The organism is Aliivibrio thorii (assembly GCF_057368585.1).
This window is the reverse complement of sequence record NZ_CM170654.1, coordinates 1,102,091-1,123,626: the sequence shown is the minus strand read 5'-3', so window position 1 is coordinate 1,123,626 and position 21,536 is coordinate 1,102,091. Positions and strand designations below refer to the sequence as shown.

Below are 21,536 nucleotides of genomic sequence, written 5' to 3'. Positions count from 1 at the left end.
AATCTTATTGACGAACACCCTTAAGTAATAAATCTTGTTGCATTGTTTTTTCTTGATCAGTGATCACAGTGTAGCTTGTATCGGTAGTAAAACGTAATTTACCATCAATCTTAATTGTTGCACGAACTGCATACGTATGATTTGGTTGAATATCTGCCGTATTAAACGCTAAAGAATAATCAAATGGTGATGATTTTTCACCCGCTTCAAATGTCTCTTCTGTAATTGTTTTTGATGGCGCATCAGCCAAAGAAACATCTGATAACGTAACAGTAATAACTGCGTTTGCAGGTAGAGCGATACGCTCACGGTAACCAACACTGCCCGTCACTACTTGCGTTTCAGCCACTTCAATAACGTCTGTATTTGCAGCATCACTTTGAGCTACATCTTCTTGTACCACAACTTCTTGTTTTACTGTTTCTTTTTCCGTTTTATCCGCTGAATTGCAGCCAACCATTGTGATCCCTGTAGCCACAGATAACGCCACTAATAATGATTTTTTCATTTTATTCTCTCTTTATTTATATATTCTGATAAAAACAACATAAATATAAACCTAATATAATGAACTGTCTTCTTATCAAGTTCACCTTTGACAGAAAACTAACTAAATCACAGCAAAATCACACGAGCTTGATGTTATTTTGACCCAATTAACATCCTGTTTAACTTATTGAACTCAACCTGAATCTACCTCACAATAGAGCAATAACGTCAGAAGCATTTAAGGCACAGAAATGAATAAACCATTAAACGAATTATTAACCCTTTTACAGCTCGAGCAATTAGAGCAAGGCTTATTCAGAGGGCAAAGTGAGAATTTAGGATTACCCCAAGTTTATGGTGGTCAAGTTATCGGCCAAGCACTCTCAGCGGCTCGCTATACTGTTGATAATGCTAGAACCGTTCATTCTTTCCATAGCTACTTTCTTTATCCTGGCGATCCAGAAAAAGCGATAATTTATGATGTCGAAAATTTAAGAGATGGCAGAAGTTTCAGCACTCGTCGCGTTAAAGCGATTCAAAATGGCCGCCCTATCTTCTATTTAACCGCCTCATATCATGGCGATGAGCCCGGATTTGAGCACCAATCAGCAATGCCAGATATTGCGGGACCAGAAAACTTTGCCTCTGAGACGCAACTTGCAGAAGCAATTAAACATGTTTTACCTCCTGCGGTTCAAAAGATTTTCTGCGGTGAAAAACCTATTGAGGTTCGTCCTGTAAACATCGTTAACCCATTAGCACCTAAAAAAGCAGCACCAACACAGCATTTATGGATAAGAGCAAATGGAGATTTGCCTGACGATCAGTTAATTCATCAATATCTATTAGCGTACTCTTCAGATTGGGGCTTTTTACCAACAGCACTTCACCCACATGAAGTCAGCTTATTAACGCCTAATTTCCAAGTAGCAACAATTGACCACTCAATGTGGTTCCACCGCCCATTCAAAATGGATGAGTGGTTGCTTTACTCTATTGAAAGTACCAATGCGAGCGGCTCACGAGGCTTAGTTCGTGGTGAGGTCTTTAACCAAAAAGGTGAGCTTGTTGCCTCTGCAATACAAGAGGGTGTGATGAGAATGAAAAAGAAATAACATAATAAATAATGCGGGCCTAAATAACGGCCTGCATTGTTAATGTAAATACTATAAAGGCAATTCAGTTGTATACTTCAATGGTTCCATAGCAAAGGTACTCGTCACATTAGATATCCCATCAACACTATTCACTAGTTTTTTGTAAAAACCATCAAACGACTTCATATCTTCAGCAAGCACCTTGATCATATAATCATATTCTCCTGCCATTCGATAAAACTCCATGACTTCTGGAAAATCAGAGACCGTATCTACAAATTTGTTATACCACTCTTGTGAATGATTTGATGTTTTAATCAGCACAAACGCATTAAAGCTAAGCCCTAATTTTTCAGGGTTAAGTAAAGCGACTTTCTTTTCAATCACTCCTTCCTCTTCTAAGCGTTTTAATCGTTTCCAGCATGGTGTTGTCGTTAAATTAACCGCTTCAGCCAACTCTTGGAGTGAGATAGTACAATCTTTTTGCAATAACAAAAGTAAAGTTTTATCCACCTTATCTAGTTCGTGCTTTCCCATACAAACCTCAAAATAGAAAAATATTCTATTAAAAAACCAATTTACAGTAAATATAGCAAAGTTTTTCTCATTAGATAAAGGTAAATTATTCACATCGCTACTACTATTTACATTGACCGAATTTAAGGAAAGTAATTATGTGTACAGATCATAACTGGATTAATAACGCTATTCGTAAAATTGAAGCAGATTACCAACGTTCTGCGGACACGCACCTTATTAAACTTGATTTGCCAATGCTCGATGGTATCGATTTATATTTAAAAGATGAAAGCACTCATCCAACAGGCTCTCTTAAGCATCGATTAGCTCGATCTCTTTTTCTTTATGCGATTTCAAATGGATGGATAGGTCCAAATACACCAATCATTGAATCCTCCTCTGGCAGCACTGCCGTATCCGAAGCCTATTTTGCTCGCTTACTTGGCTTACCGTTTATTGCTGTAGTTCCTCGTAAAACAGCCAGTAAAAAAATTGAGATGATCAATTTTTACGGTGGCAAAGCACATTTTGTAGAACGCTCTGATGAGATTTATGCTGAATCACGTCGACTTGCTGAAGAATTAAATGGTCACTATATGGACCAATTTACGTATGCAGAGCGAGCAACCGACTGGCGCGGTAATAACAACATTGCAGACAGTATTTTTAACCAAATGCAATTAGAAGATAACCCTGAGCCTACATGGATAGTAATGAGTCCTGGGACAGGCGGTACATCAGCAACCATTGGTCGATTTATTCGCTACCAAAAATACGACACAAAATTATGTGTTGTAGACCCTGAAAATTCAGTATTCCATGACTATTTCAAAACAGGAAATAAAGAACTTACTTTAGAATGTGGAAGCAGAATCGAAGGCATTGGACGTCCTCGTGTAGAACCAAGCTTCATTCCCGGCGTTATCGATGAAATGCGCACTATTTCTGATATTGCCAGTGTTGCAACTGCTCGTTGGTTAGAAAACATACTTGGTAGAAAAGCTGGTGCATCAACAGGGACAAATTTATTTGGTGCATTACAACTCGCTTGTGAAATGCAACAACGAGGTGAAAAAGGCTCTATCGTTACGCTATTATGCGACAGTGGTGAACGATACCTAGATACTTACTATAATGATGAATGGGTAACTGAAAATATAGGAGACTTAACTCCAGTACTTTCACAATTAGAAGAATTTGAGAAGACTGGTCAATTATAAGCCGAATCTCCTAATAACGTCTTGCTAAGGCTAAATCTTGCGGATGATTAAATAAACGCTACCAGTAGAACAACTATAAAAGCCATCGATCATCGTTGGCTTTTTTATTACAATACAACTAAATAATCCTACTGAGATTCATTATGTCTACAGCAATTGTTGTATTTAGTGGCGGTCAAGACTCCACCACCTGTTTAATTCAAGCACTGACTCAATATGACCATGTTCATTGTATTACTTTTGATTATGGCCAGCGTCATAATCAAGAAATTGAAGTAGCTAAAAAAGTCGCTCTTGAACTAGGAGCTGCATCTCATAAAGTAATGGATGTCGGCCTTTTAAACGAATTAGCTGTCAGTTCATTAACTCGCGACAATATTCCTGTTTCTCATGAACTTCAAGCAAATGGCCTTCCTAATTCTTTTGTTCCTGGCCGTAATATTCTTTTCTTAACACTCGCTGGTATTTACGCTTATCAATTAGGTGCGGAATCAGTCATTACAGGTGTTTGTGAAACAGATTTTTCTGGTTACCCAGATTGTCGTGACGAATTCGTAAAATCGATCAACCAGTCTCTTGTATTAGGAATGGATCGTAAACTGAAAATTGACACACCATTAATGTGGCTAAATAAAGCGGAAACGTGGGCACTAGCTGACAAATATGGCAAATTAAACTATGTACGTAATCAAACATTAACGTGTTATAACGGCGTCATTGGCGATGGCTGTGGTGACTGCCCATCGTGTAACTTACGTAAGAATGGTTTAGATGAGTACTTAGAAAATAAAGACGCAGTAATGGCTGATTTAATCTCTAAGATCTAAAACGAACGGATCTTATTTTTAAACTAATTTCGTTTAAGTTATAAATAAAAAATCGCCCATCTTCAATAAAAAAGATGGGCGCTTTTCTTTTAGTTAAGATACAACATTAATGCGAGATTCTGCCTTTAATGTCGTGATCTAATTCTTTATTTAGTTGCTCTTCAACGTAACCAGGAGAATGCGTACTACCAGAAATCAATCGATACATTGCAGGAATAACAAACAGCGTTACTAATGTCGCAAATGCCATACCAAAGAAAATCACCGTACCGACTGCTACTCGGCTTTCATAGCCAGCACCTGTGGACATAATCAACGGAATAGCACCCGCTAATGTCGTAAATGCCGTCATTAAGATCGGACGTAAACGACGAGCTGACGCATCTACAATCGCTTGTTCCAACTCAACCCCTTTATCACGTAATTGGTTAGCGAACTCTACAATCAAAATACCATTTTTAGTGACCATACCAATCAACATGATCATGCCAATTTGACTGTAAATATTTAGACCTTGATCCATGATAACGAGACCAAGAAACCCACCAAAAACCCCCATAGGGACAGTGAACATCACTACCATTGGGTTAATAAAGCTTTCAAATTGAGCGGCCAATACAAGATAAGCAACCAATAGAGCTAAACCAAATACCACTAAAATGCTTGATTGGTTCTCTTTAAAATCTTTCGATTCCCCTGTATAAGCAACTGAAATATCACTTGGGAGTATTTCTATGGCCTTAGCATCAAGGTAATCCAATGCGTCCCCTAAAGTCGCACCATCTTTTAAGTTTGCAGTTAACGTAATCGATTTTTGTTTATTAATGTGTGACAAACGAATCGCTGATGCAACTTCGTTAATTTTCGTTACCGTATCAAGAGTAACCAGATCACCCGTCGCAGTTCTCATGTAGATCTGACTTAAGTCAGCCGCATTATTAAAACTGTTTTCATCACCACGTAAATACACATCGTATTCTTCACCACGATCCACATACGTGGTTTCACTTTTACCACCAAGCATGATTTCAAGCGTATCAGAAATATCAGAGATTTTAATGCCTAACTCAGAAGCTCGATTACGGTCAACAGACACTACCAATTCTGGCGTTTTCTCTGAATAGTTAATATCTGCCCCTTCCATTAATGGGCTATTATTAGCATCGGCTTTTAATAGTTCACCCCATTTTTGAAGTTCTTTATAATCAGAACCGCCTAGAACAAATTGCACTGGCTCACTCGACCCACCTCTGAAGCCAGGCATCATAGGGAACACTCGAGCATCGGGGATGTCCGCCAAGGTCTTACGTATCATATTAAGACCTTCTTGTGCTGTTAGCTCTCTATCAGCCCAATCTTCTAAGATCATAATAACAAAACCCGTCTGGTCCCCTGCATTACCACCAAAAGCCGGAGATTGGATACTAAATGATTTTAAGAACCCTTTGCCTAGTAGTGGCATCAATCGTTCTTCAACAACATCCATGTTCGCACTCATTCGATTGTAACTGGTGGCATCAGCACCACGAACAAATGCAAACAGTACGCCACGGTCTTCTTGAGGTGTTAATTGTGATGGAACTTGCTGCATTAAACCGTAACTACCGCCAATACACGCTAAGATAATCACAGGAGCTAATAAACGCCATGCCACCGCTTTAGATACCGATTTACGGTAGCCACGCTCAAGACTTGCAAATAGTTTATCTACAAACAAATTAAAGCGATTTGGTTTTACATTGGCTTTTAAAATCTTACTGCCAAGTACAGGTGTCAGCGTCAAGGCAATTAATGATGAGAATAAGACCGACATTGCAAGCAATACAGAGAACTCAGTAAATAAGAGACCTACCATGCCATCCATAAAGGAAATAGGTAAGAACACCATTACGAGCACAAGTGTCGTAGCAATAACCGCAAAGCCCACTTCTCTAGTGCCCTTATAGGCAGCTAAAAGTGGTGACTCTCCTTTTTCTAAATGATGGAAAATATTCTCAACCACTACAATGGCATCATCAACCACTAAACCGATCGACAAGATTAATGCCATCAAGGTAATCAGGTTTATCGAGAATCCAAAATAATACGCCGCCATAAACGACGAAATCAAAGAGACTGGAACCGTAACAGCAGGAATTAATGTTGCACGAGCTTGACCAATAAAGATATACAGCACCAAAATAACCAAACCACCGGTAATAAAGAGCGTGCTATAAACTTCTGAAATTGAACGATCAATAAAAACAGTAGAATCATAATCGATCGCTAAACGAGTACCTTCAGGTAGAAACTGTTGGATCTTCTCGACTTCTTCATGAACTAAGTTTGCAACATCTAATGGGTTAGCATCCGATTGTGGAACAATACCCATACTTACGTTAACAACGCCATCACTTTTAAAGGTTGAGTTTTCATTTTCAGCGCCAATGAACACATCAGCAACATCTTTTAGATAAATAGGCGTACCATCACTGGCCGTTTTTACCACAAGATAATTGAAGTCTTCTGCTTGGTTATACAGGCGCTCAGTACGTACGGACATAACGATAGCGTCATTACGAACTTCCCCCCCAGGGCTTTCTATATTTTCAGAACGCAATGCGGCAGTAATATCTGATGCTGTCACACCTCTGCCTGCCATTAAAGCTGGCTTCAATTTCACATACATTACTTTGTAAAGACCACCAGAAATATCAACCGAGCTTACACCTGTGATCAAACTAAAACGGTCAACCAATACACGTTCGGTGTAATCGGTTAATTCCGTTCTATCCATCACACTTGAACTCAAATTAATGTATAGCGAGGCTTCACCACTGCCGTTATTTTTAAAAACAATCGGATCATCCGCTTCATCTGGTAGGCTTCGCTGAGCACGTGCTACTGCATCACGAACATCACTCACCCCTGTATTTAAGTCATAACCTAAATCAAAGGTAATCGTAATACGAGACATACTATTACGCGTGGTTGATTCGATCTCATCAATACCACTAATACCCGAAAGTTGATCTTCTAATACTGTCGTGATTTGACTTTCAATGATCGTCGCCGATGCACCTTCATAACGAGTACTGATAGAGACTACAGGGCTTTCAATATCTGGCATTTCACGTACAGCAAGTTTACTAAATGAAACCGCACCAAATACACACAACAATAAGCTTAAAACAATGGCGACAACTGGTCTTTTTACTGAGACATCAGACAACCACATAATTATTGTCCTTCAGAAACAGGTTCGGCCATAGACGCTGATTCTTGCTCAAGCAGTTTAACAACCACACCATCACGCATATTCACTAAGCCTTGGACTACAATGTCTTGGCCAATAGATAAACCATGGCTAATAACAACACGGTTTTCTACACGAGCACCAAGTGTCACTTCTGTTCGTGTCACTTTATTGTCTTCACCAATGACATAAACATAACGTTTAGTACCTGAGTATTCTAATGCTTGAACTGGAATAATTGGGGCATTAATCGCAGGAAAATCTAATGTTGCCGCCATTAGCATACCTGGCTTCATCTTCAGTTCTTTATTTGGGAATTCAATACGAATACGTAAATTCAACGTTTCAGCATTAATACGAGAATCAACACCAACAACTTCTCCAGAGAATGTCGTAGCTCCCCACGCTTGGCTTGTTGCCTCAACCGTCATTCCCGTTGATAACATAGATAGATAACGTTCTGGAACTTGTAAATCTAACTGCATCATAGATAAGTTATCTAATGTCAGCAGCTCCGTTCCTACACTGACCATTTTACCGCGGCTAAAATCAATAAAACCAACCGTGCCAGCAAAAGGCGCAGAGATATGAAGATCCGTTAAATTTGCATTAGCGGCTTCTAAGCGTGCCTCTGCAATATCTACACTTGCTTTTTGACCATCAATTTCAGTTTGAGTAATCGCATTCTTTTTTGCTAAACGTTGAAATTCTTTTAGCTTACGCTTTTCATCATTTAAATATGCACGCGCTTCTTTTATTGAAGCACTGGCCTTATCATCATTTAGTTGAATTAAAAGCTGACCTTTCTTTACCTCTTGATTCGCTTTTATAGCAATGCGGTCAATTTTCCCTGAAACCTCGGGAGATATAATGACAGACTCCGCTGCTTTCAACTTACCGATAAGAGATAATGACTGAGAGATCTCATGTGTTGCAACTTCTTCAGCCACAACAGCAACCGCTTGATTTCCTCTTGGTTTCTTAGCATAAGAAGGTGTAGATAAAGTACATGCTAGTAAAACAGAAAGAGCAATAGACTTAGTTTGATTCATATTGATACTTATTATTTGAATTATTAAAATTACTTACTGGTTATAGTTTACCAAGTGAAAGCACTTTTGTTCGTCAATGAATGTAAAGATGACGCAATAAACTGTAAAAACAATTACTTCTGTATGACTCATTTTAAATTAATTTGTTCAAAAACGGTGATTTTTACTCCTTTTTGACGAAAAACCAATCATTTAAACCAAAAAACCAAGAAAAGTACTTTACAGGTAAACGAAGTTTGCTATTATTCGCTCCGCACTTGGCAAGGTCGTTGGGAAAACTCTTGCTAAGTATAAAAATCTCTCGTTGGGGGGGTTCCCGAGTGGCCAAAGGGAGCAGACTGTAAATCTGCCGCGTAAGCTTCGATGGTTCGAATCCGTCCCCCCCCACCATTATTCTTCTTAATTGTGTTAACGATTAAGATAACTTGATTGCTCTGTTGGAAAACGAGTTAGTTAAGTATAAAAATCTCCGTTGGGGGGGTTCCCGAGTGGCCAAAGGGAGCAGACTGTAAATCTGCCGCGTAAGCTTCGATGGTTCGAATCCGTCCCCCCCCACCATTATTCTTCTTAATTGTGTTAACGATTAAGATAACTTGATTGCTCTGTTGGGAAACGAGTTAGTTAAGTATAAAAATCTCCGTTGGGGGGGTTCCCGAGTGGCCAAAGGGAGCAGACTGTAAATCTGCCGCGTAAGCTTCGATGGTTCGAATCCGTCCCCCCCCACCATTATTCTTCTTAATTGTGTTAACGATTAAGATAACTTGATTGCTCTGTTGAGAAACGAGTTAGTTAAGTATAAAAATCTCCGTTGGGGGGGTTCCCGAGTGGCCAAAGGGAGCAGACTGTAAATCTGCCGCGTAAGCTTCGATGGTTCGAATCCGTCCCCCCCCACCATTATTCTTCTTAATTGTGTTAACAATTAAGATAACTTGATTGCTCTGTTGGGAAACGAGTTAGTTAAGTATAAAAATCTCCGTTGGGGGGGTTCCCGAGTGGCCAAAGGGAGCAGACTGTAAATCTGCCGCGTAAGCTTCGATGGTTCGAATCCGTCCCCCCCCACCATTATTCTTCTTAATTGTGTTAACGATTAAGATAACTTGATTGCTCTGTTGAGAAACGAGTTAGTTAAGTATAAAAATCTCCGTTGGGGGGGTTCCCGAGTGGCCAAAGGGAGCAGACTGTAAATCTGCCGCGTAAGCTTCGATGGTTCGAATCCGTCCCCCCCCACCATTATTCTTCTTAATTGTGTTAACAATTAAGATAACTTGATTGCTCTGTTGGGAAACGAGTTAGTTAAGTATAAAAATCTCCGTTGGGGGGGTTCCCGAGTGGCCAAAGGGAGCAGACTGTAAATCTGCCGCGTAAGCTTCGATGGTTCGAATCCGTCCCCCCCCACCATTATTTGTCTCGTTTAGAGATCGAAAAGCCAATTCATAAATGAGTTGGCTTTTTTTGTGTCTATAAGAAATAAAACGCGAATTTTTTCTTTTTATTACTTGCCAAAAACACTGTCCAAATATACAGTACCTTTGTTTTCAATAATATAAATAGAGGCATTAAAATGCACATAGCACAAACTCAAAAGCAGCAAGAACCTTCACAATGGAAAACTTGTAGCTTATGTAATAAAGAGGCCTTTTGTAATCCATCAACTAGTGTAACAATGGCGTGGATAAAAGCAGGCTTTGGCCAACAAAAATGCACTTGGCATTGTGAAACGTGCAAGCCTTCTGCCAAGCTAATGAATTAACTTATCTATCAAGTTAATGATAATTTGATTTTAAATAATAATTAAATGCATTTACTCTCAAGTAGTTAGAAGAGATCACCAGTATAACTGTCACAAAAAGTGTCTACACCTTCATATGCTATTACTACAAATACAATGAAGCCTCTCTAGCTATATGCTTTTTTACGCGGCTTCGTTTCTTTTTGTTGAAAGCCTCCATGCTGACCTCCTTCTTTATTTAGTCACCACAATTGTAATTGAAAGAAAATCAACAAAAACGTGTTTTGTAATGACCTAATAATACCTGGAAATTCTGGAAATAAATCTCTACTACGTTCCCCTCTAAATAGTGATAAAATCTCCGCACCAGAATAACCGAGAAATCCTATGTTTATCCATCATGTTAACGACATCGACTGGCTGGTGATTACAGCTTTTGAAGAACTGAAAACTTTATTTATCGAAGAAGCCGGTGAAATCCCTTTTTGCTTCTCTGCCGCCAGCGAATTGAGCCTGATTGATCAAGCCAAGCGCACTTATGGATATTTACCGACACTCTGCGGCGTAATCACCGATACCGGTACGTTTCAAAGTCAGGATGACGAAGAAGATTTAAGCCCACAGCTTGCCTGCCTAGTTGAGGGGCGTGGTCGAGTGTTTATCTATCACGGCAGCTTTGTAGCTTTTGTGGATGACGAGAAAACCTTTATTACCCGAATGGGCTGAAAATAGTCCATTTTCTTACCCGCAAGAAATCCTGTATAAAAAAGCCACTTTAAAAAGTGGCGTTTTAAAAAAGATAAACTGGCTTCAATTTATTGGTAACTTTTTTGGCCATTGATACGTCACTACCTGATTAATCAACTCTTGCCACATTAACGTACGTTTAAGTGGGTTGTTGTGTTTCGGCGGGACATTTGGCGCACTAGCCCAAAAAAGCACCCCCGGCTCATTTGTACTTTGCGATACAACAAGTGCACTTAAGGGTGGCGCATGGGCATCTGCCAATACCTTGTTTAACTGACTTAATGCCTCACCCCAAGATTGAGGAGAGTGCCAATCACCTGTTCTACATTTATAATCTTGAGTTAAATCCGAGTACGTTTTCGGTTTATTCCACGACACTAAGATTAAATAGATAACGCTAATATCTACAATCACTCATACCTCCTTATTATTACACCACTAATTAACAATAGACGCCAAAACTAAGATTAACTACTGTCTGCATAAAAATATGCTGTATTGTGCGCAAAAAGCATTTGGTTATATCGATATTAAATAGACAAAGGGTTACGCGTACTTTTCATCAGAGCACCTAAGTAATGCTATTGAATTTAACCCGATAAATCGAAATCAAAAAATGACTACAAAATGACTCAAATACATACCTTTATTGTTATTTATATGTTTATATACACAGTAAGGTTAAAATATAAGTCATTGTTATATAAGAAAGACAATAAGAATCAAAAGGTTAAAAATCCAATGAAAGTAATCTCATTCAACATAAATGGCCTTCGTGCTCGCCTTCATCAACTTCAAGCTATCATTGATAAGCACAACCCTGACGTTATTGGTCTCCAAGAGATCAAAGTACATAACGAAATGTTTCCTATCGAAGCTGTTGAAGCGATGGGTTATAAAGTGTATTTTCATGGTCAAAAAGCACACTACGGTGTTGCTATGCTATGTAAAGAAGAGCCTATCTTTGTTCAATATGGCTTTGATACGGATACCGAAGAGCATCAAAAACGTATGATCATGACAACACATCAACGTAAAGATGGCTCTCAGTTCACCGTTATGAATGGTTATTTCCCACAGGGTGATAGCATTAAACATGAAACTAAATTCCCGTATAAACGCCAGTTCTATAAAGATCTCATGACTCATCTAAATACTCACCATAAGAGCGATGAAGAACTAATCATTATGGGTGACATTAATATCAGCCCTATTGATTTAGATATTGGTATTGGTGAGCCAAATGCGAAACGTTGGTTAAGAACAGGTAAATGCTCATTCCAGCCAGAAGAACGTGAATGGCTACAAACAGTAAAAGATTGGGGATTTGAAGATACCTTCCGTAACCTTCATCCTGATGTAACTGATCAGTTTTCTTGGTTTGATTATCGCTCAAAAGGCTTTGTTGATAACCGTGGTCTTCGTATTGATGTTGTTATGGCTACACCAGCACTTGCAACTAAATGTACTGAAGCAGGTATTGATTACGAACTACGCGGTATTGAAAAACCTTCAGACCATGCTCCAATCTGGTCTACGTTTAAATAATAATAAGCTCTACCTTAATTTAAGGGGGAGCTTTCTTATTACGTTACTATTACAAATAAAAATAAGTTTGCCACGATACCCATTAAATACTCCATTTAGATGATCTAGATATAGGCTAGAACTTATTTAGACTCGTGTTATTGAGGAAATACAATGAAATTATTCATCTTTGACCACTGTCCATTTTGTATGAAAGCAAAAATGGTCGCAGGAATAAAAAAGCTTCCTGTTGAATTTACTTATCTTCAAAATGATGATGTCGATACTCGTATCGAAATGGTAGGTGCAAACATGGTACCTATTCTAGAAAAAGACGACGGTAGCTATATGGCTGAAAGTCTTGATATTGCAAAGTATCTCGATGAAAACGATCATCATCCAGTCATAGAGCAAGGCACTCACGCTGACGATACCTCTGAGTGGCTAAGTAATGCTCGCCCTTTATTTAATAAATTAACCTTCCCTCGTTGGACTCAATTTGAGCTACCTGAGTTTGATCGCCCTGAAGCGGTAACGTGGTTTACCGAGAAAAAAGAAGCATTTATTGAAATGAGTTTTAAAGAGGCTCTTAGCCAAAGTGATGAATATATCGCTGCACTTAAACCTTTATTGGTTGATGTGAACTTCATTACTTTACCGTCAGAAAAAGGCAATAAGATCACTTGGGATGACGTCAACTTTTTTCCATTCCTACGCAACCTCACTGTCGTTAAAGGACTAGACTTCCCTCCTCATTTGAAGAACTATTTAGAAGAAATCAGCGAGCTAACGGGGGTGAATCTATATCTAGATATCGCAGTATAATACTAATCGTAGCAAATAACGGATCATTCTAGCTGGCTATAAAGTAAAAAGAGCACTTAAAGGTGCTCTTTTTTTTATCATTACAATTAGAACCAACGTTGATACCAAAGTATTTCACCATGCTCAATGAAATCAAAAAGACTCAAAAAGAAGACGCAAATAACAACTAACTTTACTAGCCTTATCAATAAAAATGATAAGTTCATAACAATTTCCCCAAGAGTGTGACCTAGCTATGCTACATAAAAAATAGCACAGTTTCGTGCTCTTTTTCATTATAACTTAAATGTAATTAACTTAATGGTCTCATAAACCTAAGCAGTCGAGTTTCGAGCTGCTTAAATATAAAAATAATAATAAACGTTAAACACATATAAAACAGGCCAGCAGCAATGTAGGATTCAAAAGGCGCGTAATAACGTGAATTAACTAACCGAGCAGCACCTGTTAAATCCATCAAAGTAACAATCCCTGCTATTGCAGAGCCATGCAACATGAAAATCACTTCATTACTGTAAGCAGGAAGCGATCTACGTAATGCACTTGGCAGAATGATACGTTTGTAGGTTTGAAATTGGTTCATGCCATACGCTTTTGCCGCTTCTATTTCACCTTGCGGTAAACCATTAATTGAACCACGAACAATCTCTGAAGTATATGCCCCTGTATTTAGAGCAAATGCCACTAAGGCACAAAAAGAGGCGTGCTCCCAAAGCGTATCTTTCACTGGAAAAAATTGATCCATGCCATAATAGATGAGATATAACTGGATCAATAAAGGCGTACCTCGGAAGAAGTAAATATAAGCCCAAGCTGGAATCCAAATTAATGGATTATGACTATTTCTTGCTATTGCTGAAGGAACCGCAATACACAACCCTATAACTAAAGAAAGAACAACTAACCAAACCGTAGTCCAAAGCCCTTCTAAATAAACAGGTAGGCTCTCAATAATAATTGAAAAATCCATGCTTACCTCGTATGAATACTAAATTTACGCTCAACTAGCTTTAAAGCACCCGTTGAAACAGCAGTGAATAATAAGAAAATACACGCAACAGTCATATAAAACGTAAATGGCATTTTTGTAGTACCCGCCGCCATTGAACTCACTCGAACCATATCTTCTAAACCGATAATCGAAACTAGTGCGGTTGTTTTTAATAACACTAACCAATTATTACCAAAACCTGGTAATGCATGCCTAATCATTTGTGGGAACAAAATACGACGAAAAGCCATCGCACCACTCATCCCATAAGCTTTTGCTGCCTCCATTTCACCGCGGTCTACTGCCATTATTGCACCACGGAATGTTTCTGCCATATAAGCACCAAAAATAAAACCAATAGTAAGAACACCAGCAATAAAAGGACTGATTTCAATATAATCTGGAAGGTAGGAGACCCACTCATGATCAGGATTTGAGCTTATCATCCACTCATTAATCCATTCATTCGCTGCGTATAAGCCATTATTAAGCAGCATTTGGCCGCCAAAAAATAACAGCATCATTAATACAAGATCAGGGATACCACGAACAACTGTTGTATATACGGTTGCTATTGACCTTGCCCAACGATAAGGCGCCATTTTAGCTAACGCTCCAAGTAAACCTAAGAATACCGCTAAGATCAGAGATAATAGAGCCACTTGTAGTGTCACTATTGCCCCTTCTAGGATGGAGGATTCATATCCTTGCAAATCTAACATACTGCTTCCAAGCTTTCGCTTTAATACCTACTCCAATACATAAGAGTTACTCGATATATATTGGGGTAAGTATGACTATTAGAAATAATGGAAGAGACACTGAGCGTGTCTCCTCCCTTTAATACTTAGTTTGCATGTTTACTCGCCATAAACATCGTAATTAAAGTATTTAGAGGCGATCTCTTGATAAATGCCTTTTTCACGTAATGAATCAATTGCTGCATTTAGCTGCTGAGTTAAATCTTTATCTTGCTTACGAGTTGCGATACCAAAGCCATCGCCAAACCATTTAGGGTCAGTTAATGATGGACCAACAAACTCATATTCTTTACCGCCCGGTTTATTTAATAAACCTTCTTCAAGTGCTGATGCATCACCAAGAACCGTATCAATACGGCCTGCTTTAAGATCTAGATACGCTTCATCAAATGAGCCATAACGTTTAAGATCAACACCTTTACCAAAATTATCTGTTAAGTATTTATCATGTGTGGTAGCACGCTGAACACCAACAGTGACACCTTTAAGACCCGCTTTTGTCATTACTAAATCTGTGCCTTTTTTAGCAACAAACTTATTTGGGATCAGTGCGTATTTTTCTGTGAAATCAATTTTCTTTTTACGTTCTTCAGTAATCGACATAGCTGCAATGATTGCGTCATATTTACGAGCTAGCAGTGATGGGATAATGCCATCCCAATCTTGAGCTACGATTTTACAGCGTGCTTCCATCTCTTTACACAATGCGTTTGCAATATCAACATCAAAACCTTTTAATTCACCAGAAGGCTCTGTCCAACTAAAAGGAGGGTAAGCTCCTTCAATACCAAACCGGATTTGCTTCCATTCTTTTGCTTGAGCTGCGCCAGTAACGGCTGTAGATGCAACAATTGCTGCTAATAACCACTTTTTCATTTCCTTGCTCCTGTAACTAATTTAATTATTCTTATCCATATTTACTGTGTTGTGTTTCGGTAGTACTCATTTCACCAATCTAATAAATAGATGAAATAAACTGTTTCAGCCTTTCTGATTCAGGATTCGTGAAGAGTTTTGCAGGATCCCCCTGCTCTTCAACCAATCCCTGATGTAAAAACATCACATGATTTGAGACGTCTCTAGCAAATGCCATTTCATGAGTTACCACTAACATGGTGCGACCATCTTCAGCAAGGTCTCTCATTACACCCAACACTTCCCCGACTAACTCTGGATCAAGTGCTGACGTTGGTTCATCAAACAACATTACTTCAGGATCAACGGCTAATGCACGAGCAATAGCAGCTCGTTGCTGTTGACCACCAGATAAGTGTCCCGGGTAGTAATCTCTGCGCTCATACAACCCTACTTGTTTTAATATTTGTTCCGCTTTTTCAATCGCTTCGGCTTTTGGCATACCTAAGACATGTACAGGAGCTTCAATCACATTCTGTAAGACGGTCATATGAGACCAAAGATTAAAACCTTGAAAAACCATTGCTAAACGAGATCGGATTCGCTGAACTTGTTTTTCATTCGCAGGAATGGACTCACCTAAACGATTGTTTTTCATTTCAATCAGCTCACCATTAACCCAAATTTCACCTTGAGTTGGTGTTTCAAGTAAGTTGATACAACGTAGGAAGGTACTTTTACCTGAACCAGATGAACCAATAATAGAGATTACATCACCTTTATTAGCCTCCAACGAAATCCCTTTTAAGACTTCATTTTGCCCAAAGTGCTTATGTAAGTCTTTCACTTCTAGCGCGACAGCATCCTTCATGCGCCATAACTCCTAATTAAAATACATATTAATCGTTTGTTTTTCTCTTTATTCTTAGAATTTAACACTCAAGATTATCACAAGCAACAATTTATTAACTAAACTATAAAGGTCAAACATAATTCAACCCCACAAAGAATTTTAATTCAAATTAGTCTAAAAACTACTCACTTATCAGTTTAATTTAAATATTTATATTCACTATAAAACTAACAATATGAAAACATTTCATTTTTATAATTTATGTTGAAATCCGCACAATCTAGCACATACTATATGTTCCACATGTAAACGAATTACTACTATTATTTGTTTTTTATTAAGAAATATTAACAAATTCAATATTGTTGATACCATTCTAAATATGCATCAAAAACACTGTAGAGCCATGTTATTAAAAGAAAAATAAAGTAACAAATCTATCATTAACATAATAACACCAAAGTATTAACGGTCTCATTTTGTAGTTTTCTTTCATATACAAATATATAGTGATCAAGATCAATCATTGGCTTAATTTTCGTGTGCTACACTCGACTCAAATAACAAGAAACATCCATCAATATTATTAATATATTGACTCTTTATTTTACTTTAAAATTTATTATGAGGATTCCATGTCTTTAGACAAAGATCAGAACGAAAAGAGCTATAGCGAGCTACATCGCCCAGCCTCTGAGTTCGCTAGCCGTTCAGATTACTTAGATCATGAACTTCAAATCATGAAACCACGTCGTTTTCGTTTAAATTTACCAGGCCGTGATTTCCGTTTTGAACTTGAAGATCTTGTTCCTGCTTTAGCCGGTACTATTGGCATTATCGCAATGTACTCTGCGGTAATGATGTCTTGGGCTGATGGCCTTACGCAAGCATGGCCACACATCAACTTAGGTAAAGAATTTGCCATCGAAGTTGCTCGTGTAGAAATGCTTATCCCTGCTTTTTTATTCTGTATCTTAGCGTCTGGTTTTTTTAACCCTCGTGCTAACCTTGCAGGTAACCACGGCCCAATGATCCCACTTATCGGTGCGATCGCCTTAGCTGGTGCACACCCTCTTGCTCTTGCCATTTTATTAGGTGTATTCGGCTTACTATTAAGTTATTTCAAAGGGGGCTCAAAACTTGTTAACTTGACCTCTGAAGGGGTTGCTGGTGGTCTTCTTGTCTTCTTAGGCTTTAGCGGTGCAATGGGTCAAATTGGTAATATCCAATCTTGGTCTACTGGTCTTGAAGGTGAGCTTGGTTACATTGGTTTAATCGTATTAGCGGTAAATATCGTTCTGTACGCTTACCTTGCTCGTATTAACAAACGTTGGTTAGCAATTCCTGCTTGTGCATTTGCTGGTTTAGCGGTTGCCCTTGCTCTTGGTGCTGGTTTCGATCTTAAATTTGAAACTGAAATGGGTATCCCTAACCTAAATCCTGTTTACTGGTGGGGCTCTACAACTGAAGGTTGGATGTTAGGTCTTCCAAACCTGCAGCACTTCTTAGCATCTCTACCATTTGCAATTCTTGCTGTTGCTATGTGGTCTCCTGATTTTCTTGGTCACCGTATTTTCCAAGAACTAAACTACCCACGCCGTACTGAAAAAGTATTAATGGATGTTGATGACACAATGACCATGTGTTCTATCCGCCAAATGGTTGGTACTGCTGTTGGTGGTGGTAACATCACGTCTTCTTGGGGTACATACATGATCCCAGCGGCTATTGCGAAGCGTCCAATCCCAGCTGGTGCTATTCTGTTGGGTACGATTGTAATGATCATCGCTATCCTAGGTTTTCCTATGGATGTCGCAGTTTGGCCGCCAGTTATGTGTATGGCTTTATTAGTTGGTGTATTCTTACCAATGCTTGAAGCTGGTGTACAAATGGTTAAAGAAAGTAAAGATGCACAATCTGCTGGTATCTGCATCTTTGCTGCTGCTGTTGCTAACCCTGTATTAGCTTGGGCTATGACTATGCTTCTTGATAATAATGGATTAATCGGTGATAAAGAGCGTCCTAAGAATCTTTCTTTTGTTGACCGTATCGTGATCCCTGGTGGCGTATTAGTCATTTGTTTAGTAGCGATGCTTGCAGTAGGTATGCTAGAAGGCCAATACGGCATTAAGGCACTACTATAATAGACACTCCTCACGTATAATACTTATGGGGTAACAAACTAGTTACCCTATTTTTATTAAAAAAATTGAAGATTTATTGATTTAGTTTAAGGTTTACAGAAAAAGTTTAATGTATTCTTGAAAAATCGAACGGTTAGTCGCAATATGAATGCTTATAGACTAGTTTTTATAACCATTCATATTGTTATTAATATTAGAGTGTACTATTTGCCCATACGGGTTGTGGTCTATTCATAACACCACTTAAATAGTACGTATTTTTTCTACTAAGAAAGGTAGGTATATCATGGCAGAGCAATTTGCTAAAGCTTGGACAGGTTTTGCAGACGGTGAGTGGCAAAACGAAGTTAACGTTCGCGATTTCATCCAAAAGAACTATGCACCTTATGAAGGTGACGAAGAATTCCTAGTTTCTGAAGGTACTGAAGCAACTAACAAGCTTTGGGCTAAAGTAATGGAAGGAATCAAACAGGAAAACGCAACTCATGCACCTGTTGATTTTGATACTTCTCTTATCTCTACCATTACAGCTCACGACGCTGGCTACATCAATAAAGACCTAGAAACAATCGTTGGTCTTCAAACTGATGCTCCTCTAAAACGTGCAATCATCCCTAACGGTGGCGTACGTATGGTTGAAGGTTCTTGTAAAGCATATGATCGTGAACTTGATCCTATGGTTTCAAAAATCTACTCTGAATACCGCAAAACACACAATGCAGGTGTTTTCGATATCTACACTAAAGACATCCTAAACTGTCGTAAATCAGGTGTTCTAACTGGTCTTCCTGATGCATACGGCCGTGGTCGTATCATTGGTGATTACCGTCGTGTTGCACTTTACGGTATTGATTTTCTAATCAAAGACAAACTAGCTCAATTCGCTTCTTTACAAGAACGTTTTGAAAAAGGCGAAGATCTAACAGCAACAATGCAACTTCGTGAAGAAATTGCTGAACAACACCGCGCTCTAGGTCAAATCAAAGTTATGGCAGCTAAATACGGCTGTGATATCTCTGAGCCTGCTACTACTGCTCAAGAAGCTATTCAGTGGACTTACTTCGGCTACCTAGCTGCTGTTAAATCTCAAAACGGTGCTGCAATGTCTCTAGGTCGTACTTCGACTTTCCTAGACATCTACATCCAACGTGATATCGAAGCGGGTCTTCTAACTGAAGAACAAGCTCAAGAAATGATTGACCATTTCGTAATGAAGCTACGTATGGTTCGTTTCCTACGTACTCCTGAATACGATGAACTATTCTCTGGTGACCCTATCTGGGCTACAGAATCTATGGGTGGTATGGGTCTTGACGGTCGTACACTAGTTACACGTACTAACTTCCGTTTCCTAAACAGCCTATACACAATGGGGCCTTCTCCAGAGCCAAACATCACGGTTCTTTGGTCTGAACAACTGCCTGTAGGCTTCAAACGTTTCTGTGCGAAAGTATCTATCGATACTTCTTCTATCCAGTACGAAAATGATGACCTAATGCGTCCTGACCTAGGTTCTGACGATTACGCAATCGCTTGTTGTGTATCTCCAATGATCGTTGGTAAGCAAATGCAGTTCTTCGGTGCTCGTGCTAACCTTGCGAAAACAATGCTTTACTCTATCAACGGCGGCGTTGATGAGAAGCTGAAAATCCAAGTTGGCCCTAAAGAAGCGCCAATGACTGATGAAGTTCTTGATTACGCTAAAGTAATGGATCGTCTAGATCACTTTATGGATTGGTTAGCAACTCAATACGTTACAGCATTGAACTCTATCCACTACATGCACGACAAATACAGCTACGAAGCGTCTCTAATGGCTCTTCATGACCGTGACGTTCGTCGTACAATGGCTTGTGGTATTGCTGGTCTATCTGTTGCAGCCGATTCACTATCTGCAATCAAATACGCTACAGTTAAACCAATTCGTGACGAAGATGGCATCGCTATCGATTTCGACATCGAAGGTGATTACCCTAAATTTGGTAACAACGACGCTCGCGTTGATGATATCGCATGTGAACTAGTTTCTACGTTCATGGGTAAAATCCGTAAGCTTAAAATGTACCGTAACGCTATCCCTACTCAATCTATCCTTACTATTACATCTAACGTTGTATACGGTAAGAAAACTGGTAACACACCAGATGGTCGTCAAGCAGGTGCTCCTTTTGCTCCTGGTGCTAACCCAATGCACGGCCGTGATGAGAAAGGTGCTGTAGCATCTCTAACTTCAGTAGGTAAGCTACCGTTTGCTGATGCACAAGATGGTATTTCTTACACATTCTCTATCGTTCCTAACGCACTAGGTAAAGACGATGACAACCGTCGTTCTAACCTTGCTGGCCTAATGGATGGTTACTTCCACCACGAAGCTAACGTAGAGGGTGGTCAACACCTTAACGTAAACGTTCTTAACCGTGAAACTCTAGAAGACGCAGTTAAGCACCCAGAGAACTACCCACAACTGACTATCCGTGTATCGGGTTACGCTGTGCGTTTTAACTCTCTAACTACTGAACAACAAAAAGACGTAATCGCACGTACTTTCACTGAAACTCTATAATTTCAGCGTTAATTAAGTAGCATTGAGCCCTGCCATTTTGGCGGGGCTTTTTTATTTCTACTTTCCTCATAATTCCCTTCTTTTCTCTCTGGTTTACCCTAC

18 protein-coding genes and 7 tRNA genes are annotated in these 21,536 nt (G+C 39.1%); 16 read left to right on the top strand and 9 right to left on the bottom strand.

From position 1 onward, the window contains the following. Positions 1 to 4 precede the first annotated feature (4 nt). The gene (locus AC2IP4_RS05135) at positions 5 to 508 is read right to left on the bottom strand and encodes a YbaY family lipoprotein (protein ID WP_375322653.1); all 504 of its coding nucleotides are present in this window, start codon (positions 506 to 508) and stop codon (positions 5 to 7) included. A gap of 232 nt (positions 509 to 740) precedes the next feature. Between AC2IP4_RS05135 and tesB the strand changes: the two genes are divergently transcribed. After that, positions 741 to 1,604, top strand: coding sequence for an acyl-CoA thioesterase II (tesB, locus tag AC2IP4_RS05130; RefSeq protein ID WP_375322654.1), 864 nt, complete (start codon positions 741 to 743; stop codon positions 1,602 to 1,604). A gap of 51 nt (positions 1,605 to 1,655) precedes the next feature. Here the strand turns inward: tesB and AC2IP4_RS05125 are convergent, their stop codons facing one another. Further along, a complete protein-coding gene (locus AC2IP4_RS05125; RefSeq protein ID WP_375322655.1) occupies positions 1,656 to 2,123 on the bottom strand; it encodes an Lrp/AsnC family transcriptional regulator in 468 nt (155 codons plus the stop codon). A 137-nt stretch (positions 2,124 to 2,260) separates the two neighbouring features. On the opposite strand from AC2IP4_RS05125, the gene AC2IP4_RS05120 reads away from it, so the two are divergent. Both AC2IP4_RS05120 and queC read left to right on the top strand, forming a co-directional pair. Next, positions 2,261 to 3,325: a PLP-dependent cysteine synthase family protein gene (locus AC2IP4_RS05120; RefSeq protein WP_375322656.1), complete on the top strand. Its 1,065-nt coding sequence runs from the start codon at positions 2,261 to 2,263 to the stop codon at positions 3,323 to 3,325. Positions 3,326 to 3,468: 143 nt separating this feature from the next. Continuing rightward, a complete protein-coding gene (gene queC, locus AC2IP4_RS05115; protein ID WP_375322657.1) occupies positions 3,469 to 4,152 on the top strand; it encodes a 7-cyano-7-deazaguanine synthase QueC in 684 nt (227 codons plus the stop codon). A 106-nt stretch (positions 4,153 to 4,258) separates the two neighbouring features. Here queC and vexH read toward each other — a convergent pair whose 3' ends face one another. Beyond that, positions 4,259 to 7,369, bottom strand: coding sequence for a vibriobactin export RND transporter permease subunit VexH (gene vexH / locus AC2IP4_RS05110; RefSeq protein ID WP_375322658.1), 3,111 nt, complete (start codon positions 7,367 to 7,369; stop codon positions 4,259 to 4,261). A gap of 2 nt (positions 7,370 to 7,371) precedes the next feature. Beyond that, the gene (locus AC2IP4_RS05105) at positions 7,372 to 8,439 is read right to left on the bottom strand and encodes an efflux RND transporter periplasmic adaptor subunit (RefSeq protein WP_375322659.1); all 1,068 of its coding nucleotides are present in this window, start codon (positions 8,437 to 8,439) and stop codon (positions 7,372 to 7,374) included. A 306-nt stretch (positions 8,440 to 8,745) separates the two neighbouring features. Here AC2IP4_RS05105 and AC2IP4_RS05100 point away from each other — a divergent pair. The 9 genes from AC2IP4_RS05100 to AC2IP4_RS05060 all read left to right on the top strand — a co-directional run bounded on the left by AC2IP4_RS05100 (position 8,746) and on the right by AC2IP4_RS05060 (position 10,894). Next, positions 8,746 to 8,829: transfer RNA gene (locus tag AC2IP4_RS05100), tRNA-Tyr, on the top strand. 84 nt (positions 8,830 to 8,913) lie between these two features. Continuing rightward, a tRNA-Tyr gene (locus AC2IP4_RS05095) sits at positions 8,914 to 8,997 on the top strand. 84 nt (positions 8,998 to 9,081) lie between these two features. Then, a tRNA-Tyr gene (locus AC2IP4_RS05090) sits at positions 9,082 to 9,165 on the top strand. An 84-nt stretch (positions 9,166 to 9,249) separates the two neighbouring features. After that, a tRNA-Tyr gene (locus AC2IP4_RS05085) sits at positions 9,250 to 9,333 on the top strand. A gap of 84 nt (positions 9,334 to 9,417) precedes the next feature. Beyond that, a tRNA-Tyr gene (locus tag AC2IP4_RS05080) sits at positions 9,418 to 9,501 on the top strand. Positions 9,502 to 9,585: 84 nt separating this feature from the next. Next, positions 9,586 to 9,669 (top strand) — tRNA-Tyr (locus AC2IP4_RS05075). An 84-nt stretch (positions 9,670 to 9,753) separates the two neighbouring features. After that, positions 9,754 to 9,837: transfer RNA gene (locus tag AC2IP4_RS05070), tRNA-Tyr, on the top strand. 163 nt (positions 9,838 to 10,000) lie between these two features. After that, a complete protein-coding gene (locus tag AC2IP4_RS05065) occupies positions 10,001 to 10,189 on the top strand; it encodes a hypothetical protein (RefSeq protein ID WP_105054994.1) in 189 nt (62 codons plus the stop codon). A 366-nt stretch (positions 10,190 to 10,555) separates the two neighbouring features. Next, positions 10,556 to 10,894, top strand: a complete 339-nt coding sequence (locus AC2IP4_RS05060) for a cytosolic protein (protein WP_375322660.1) — start codon at positions 10,556 to 10,558, stop codon at positions 10,892 to 10,894. 84 nt (positions 10,895 to 10,978) lie between these two features. Here the strand turns inward: AC2IP4_RS05060 and AC2IP4_RS05055 are convergent, their stop codons facing one another. Further along, positions 10,979 to 11,329, bottom strand: coding sequence for a hypothetical protein (locus tag AC2IP4_RS05055; RefSeq protein ID WP_105054996.1), 351 nt, complete (start codon positions 11,327 to 11,329; stop codon positions 10,979 to 10,981). A 327-nt stretch (positions 11,330 to 11,656) separates the two neighbouring features. Between AC2IP4_RS05055 and xthA the strand changes: the two genes are divergently transcribed. Together xthA and grxB are read left to right on the top strand one after the other, a co-directional pair. Beyond that, a complete protein-coding gene (gene xthA, locus AC2IP4_RS05050) occupies positions 11,657 to 12,463 on the top strand; it encodes an exodeoxyribonuclease III (RefSeq protein WP_375322661.1) in 807 nt (268 codons plus the stop codon). A gap of 153 nt (positions 12,464 to 12,616) precedes the next feature. Next, positions 12,617 to 13,267 (top strand): glutaredoxin 2, encoded by a 651-nt coding sequence (gene grxB / locus AC2IP4_RS05045; protein ID WP_486310625.1) that lies wholly within the window; start codon positions 12,617 to 12,619, stop codon positions 13,265 to 13,267. A gap of 292 nt (positions 13,268 to 13,559) precedes the next feature. Here the strand turns inward: grxB and AC2IP4_RS05040 are convergent, their stop codons facing one another. The 4 genes from AC2IP4_RS05040 to AC2IP4_RS05025 form a co-directional block, all read right to left on the bottom strand. Then, positions 13,560 to 14,237, bottom strand: coding sequence for an ABC transporter permease (locus tag AC2IP4_RS05040; protein ID WP_105054999.1), 678 nt, complete (start codon positions 14,235 to 14,237; stop codon positions 13,560 to 13,562). Between the two features lie 2 nt (positions 14,238 to 14,239). After that, on the bottom strand, positions 14,240 to 14,980 hold the full coding sequence (locus tag AC2IP4_RS05035) for an ABC transporter permease (RefSeq protein ID WP_105055000.1): 741 nt from the start codon (positions 14,978 to 14,980) through the stop codon (positions 14,240 to 14,242). A gap of 138 nt (positions 14,981 to 15,118) precedes the next feature. Continuing rightward, the gene (locus AC2IP4_RS05030) at positions 15,119 to 15,895 is read right to left on the bottom strand and encodes an ABC transporter substrate-binding protein (RefSeq protein WP_375322663.1); all 777 of its coding nucleotides are present in this window, start codon (positions 15,893 to 15,895) and stop codon (positions 15,119 to 15,121) included. A gap of 79 nt (positions 15,896 to 15,974) precedes the next feature. Then, positions 15,975 to 16,745, bottom strand: coding sequence for an ABC transporter ATP-binding protein (locus AC2IP4_RS05025; RefSeq protein ID WP_375322664.1), 771 nt, complete (start codon positions 16,743 to 16,745; stop codon positions 15,975 to 15,977). 617 nt (positions 16,746 to 17,362) lie between these two features. On the opposite strand from AC2IP4_RS05025, the gene AC2IP4_RS05020 reads away from it, so the two are divergent. Together AC2IP4_RS05020 and pflB are read left to right on the top strand one after the other, a co-directional pair. Then, a complete protein-coding gene (locus AC2IP4_RS05020; protein WP_105055003.1) occupies positions 17,363 to 18,871 on the top strand; it encodes a DUF3360 family protein in 1,509 nt (502 codons plus the stop codon). Between the two features lie 286 nt (positions 18,872 to 19,157). Further along, on the top strand, positions 19,158 to 21,434 hold the full coding sequence (pflB, locus tag AC2IP4_RS05015) for a formate C-acetyltransferase (RefSeq protein ID WP_105055004.1): 2,277 nt from the start codon (positions 19,158 to 19,160) through the stop codon (positions 21,432 to 21,434). The last annotated feature ends 102 nt before the right edge of the window (positions 21,435 to 21,536 follow it).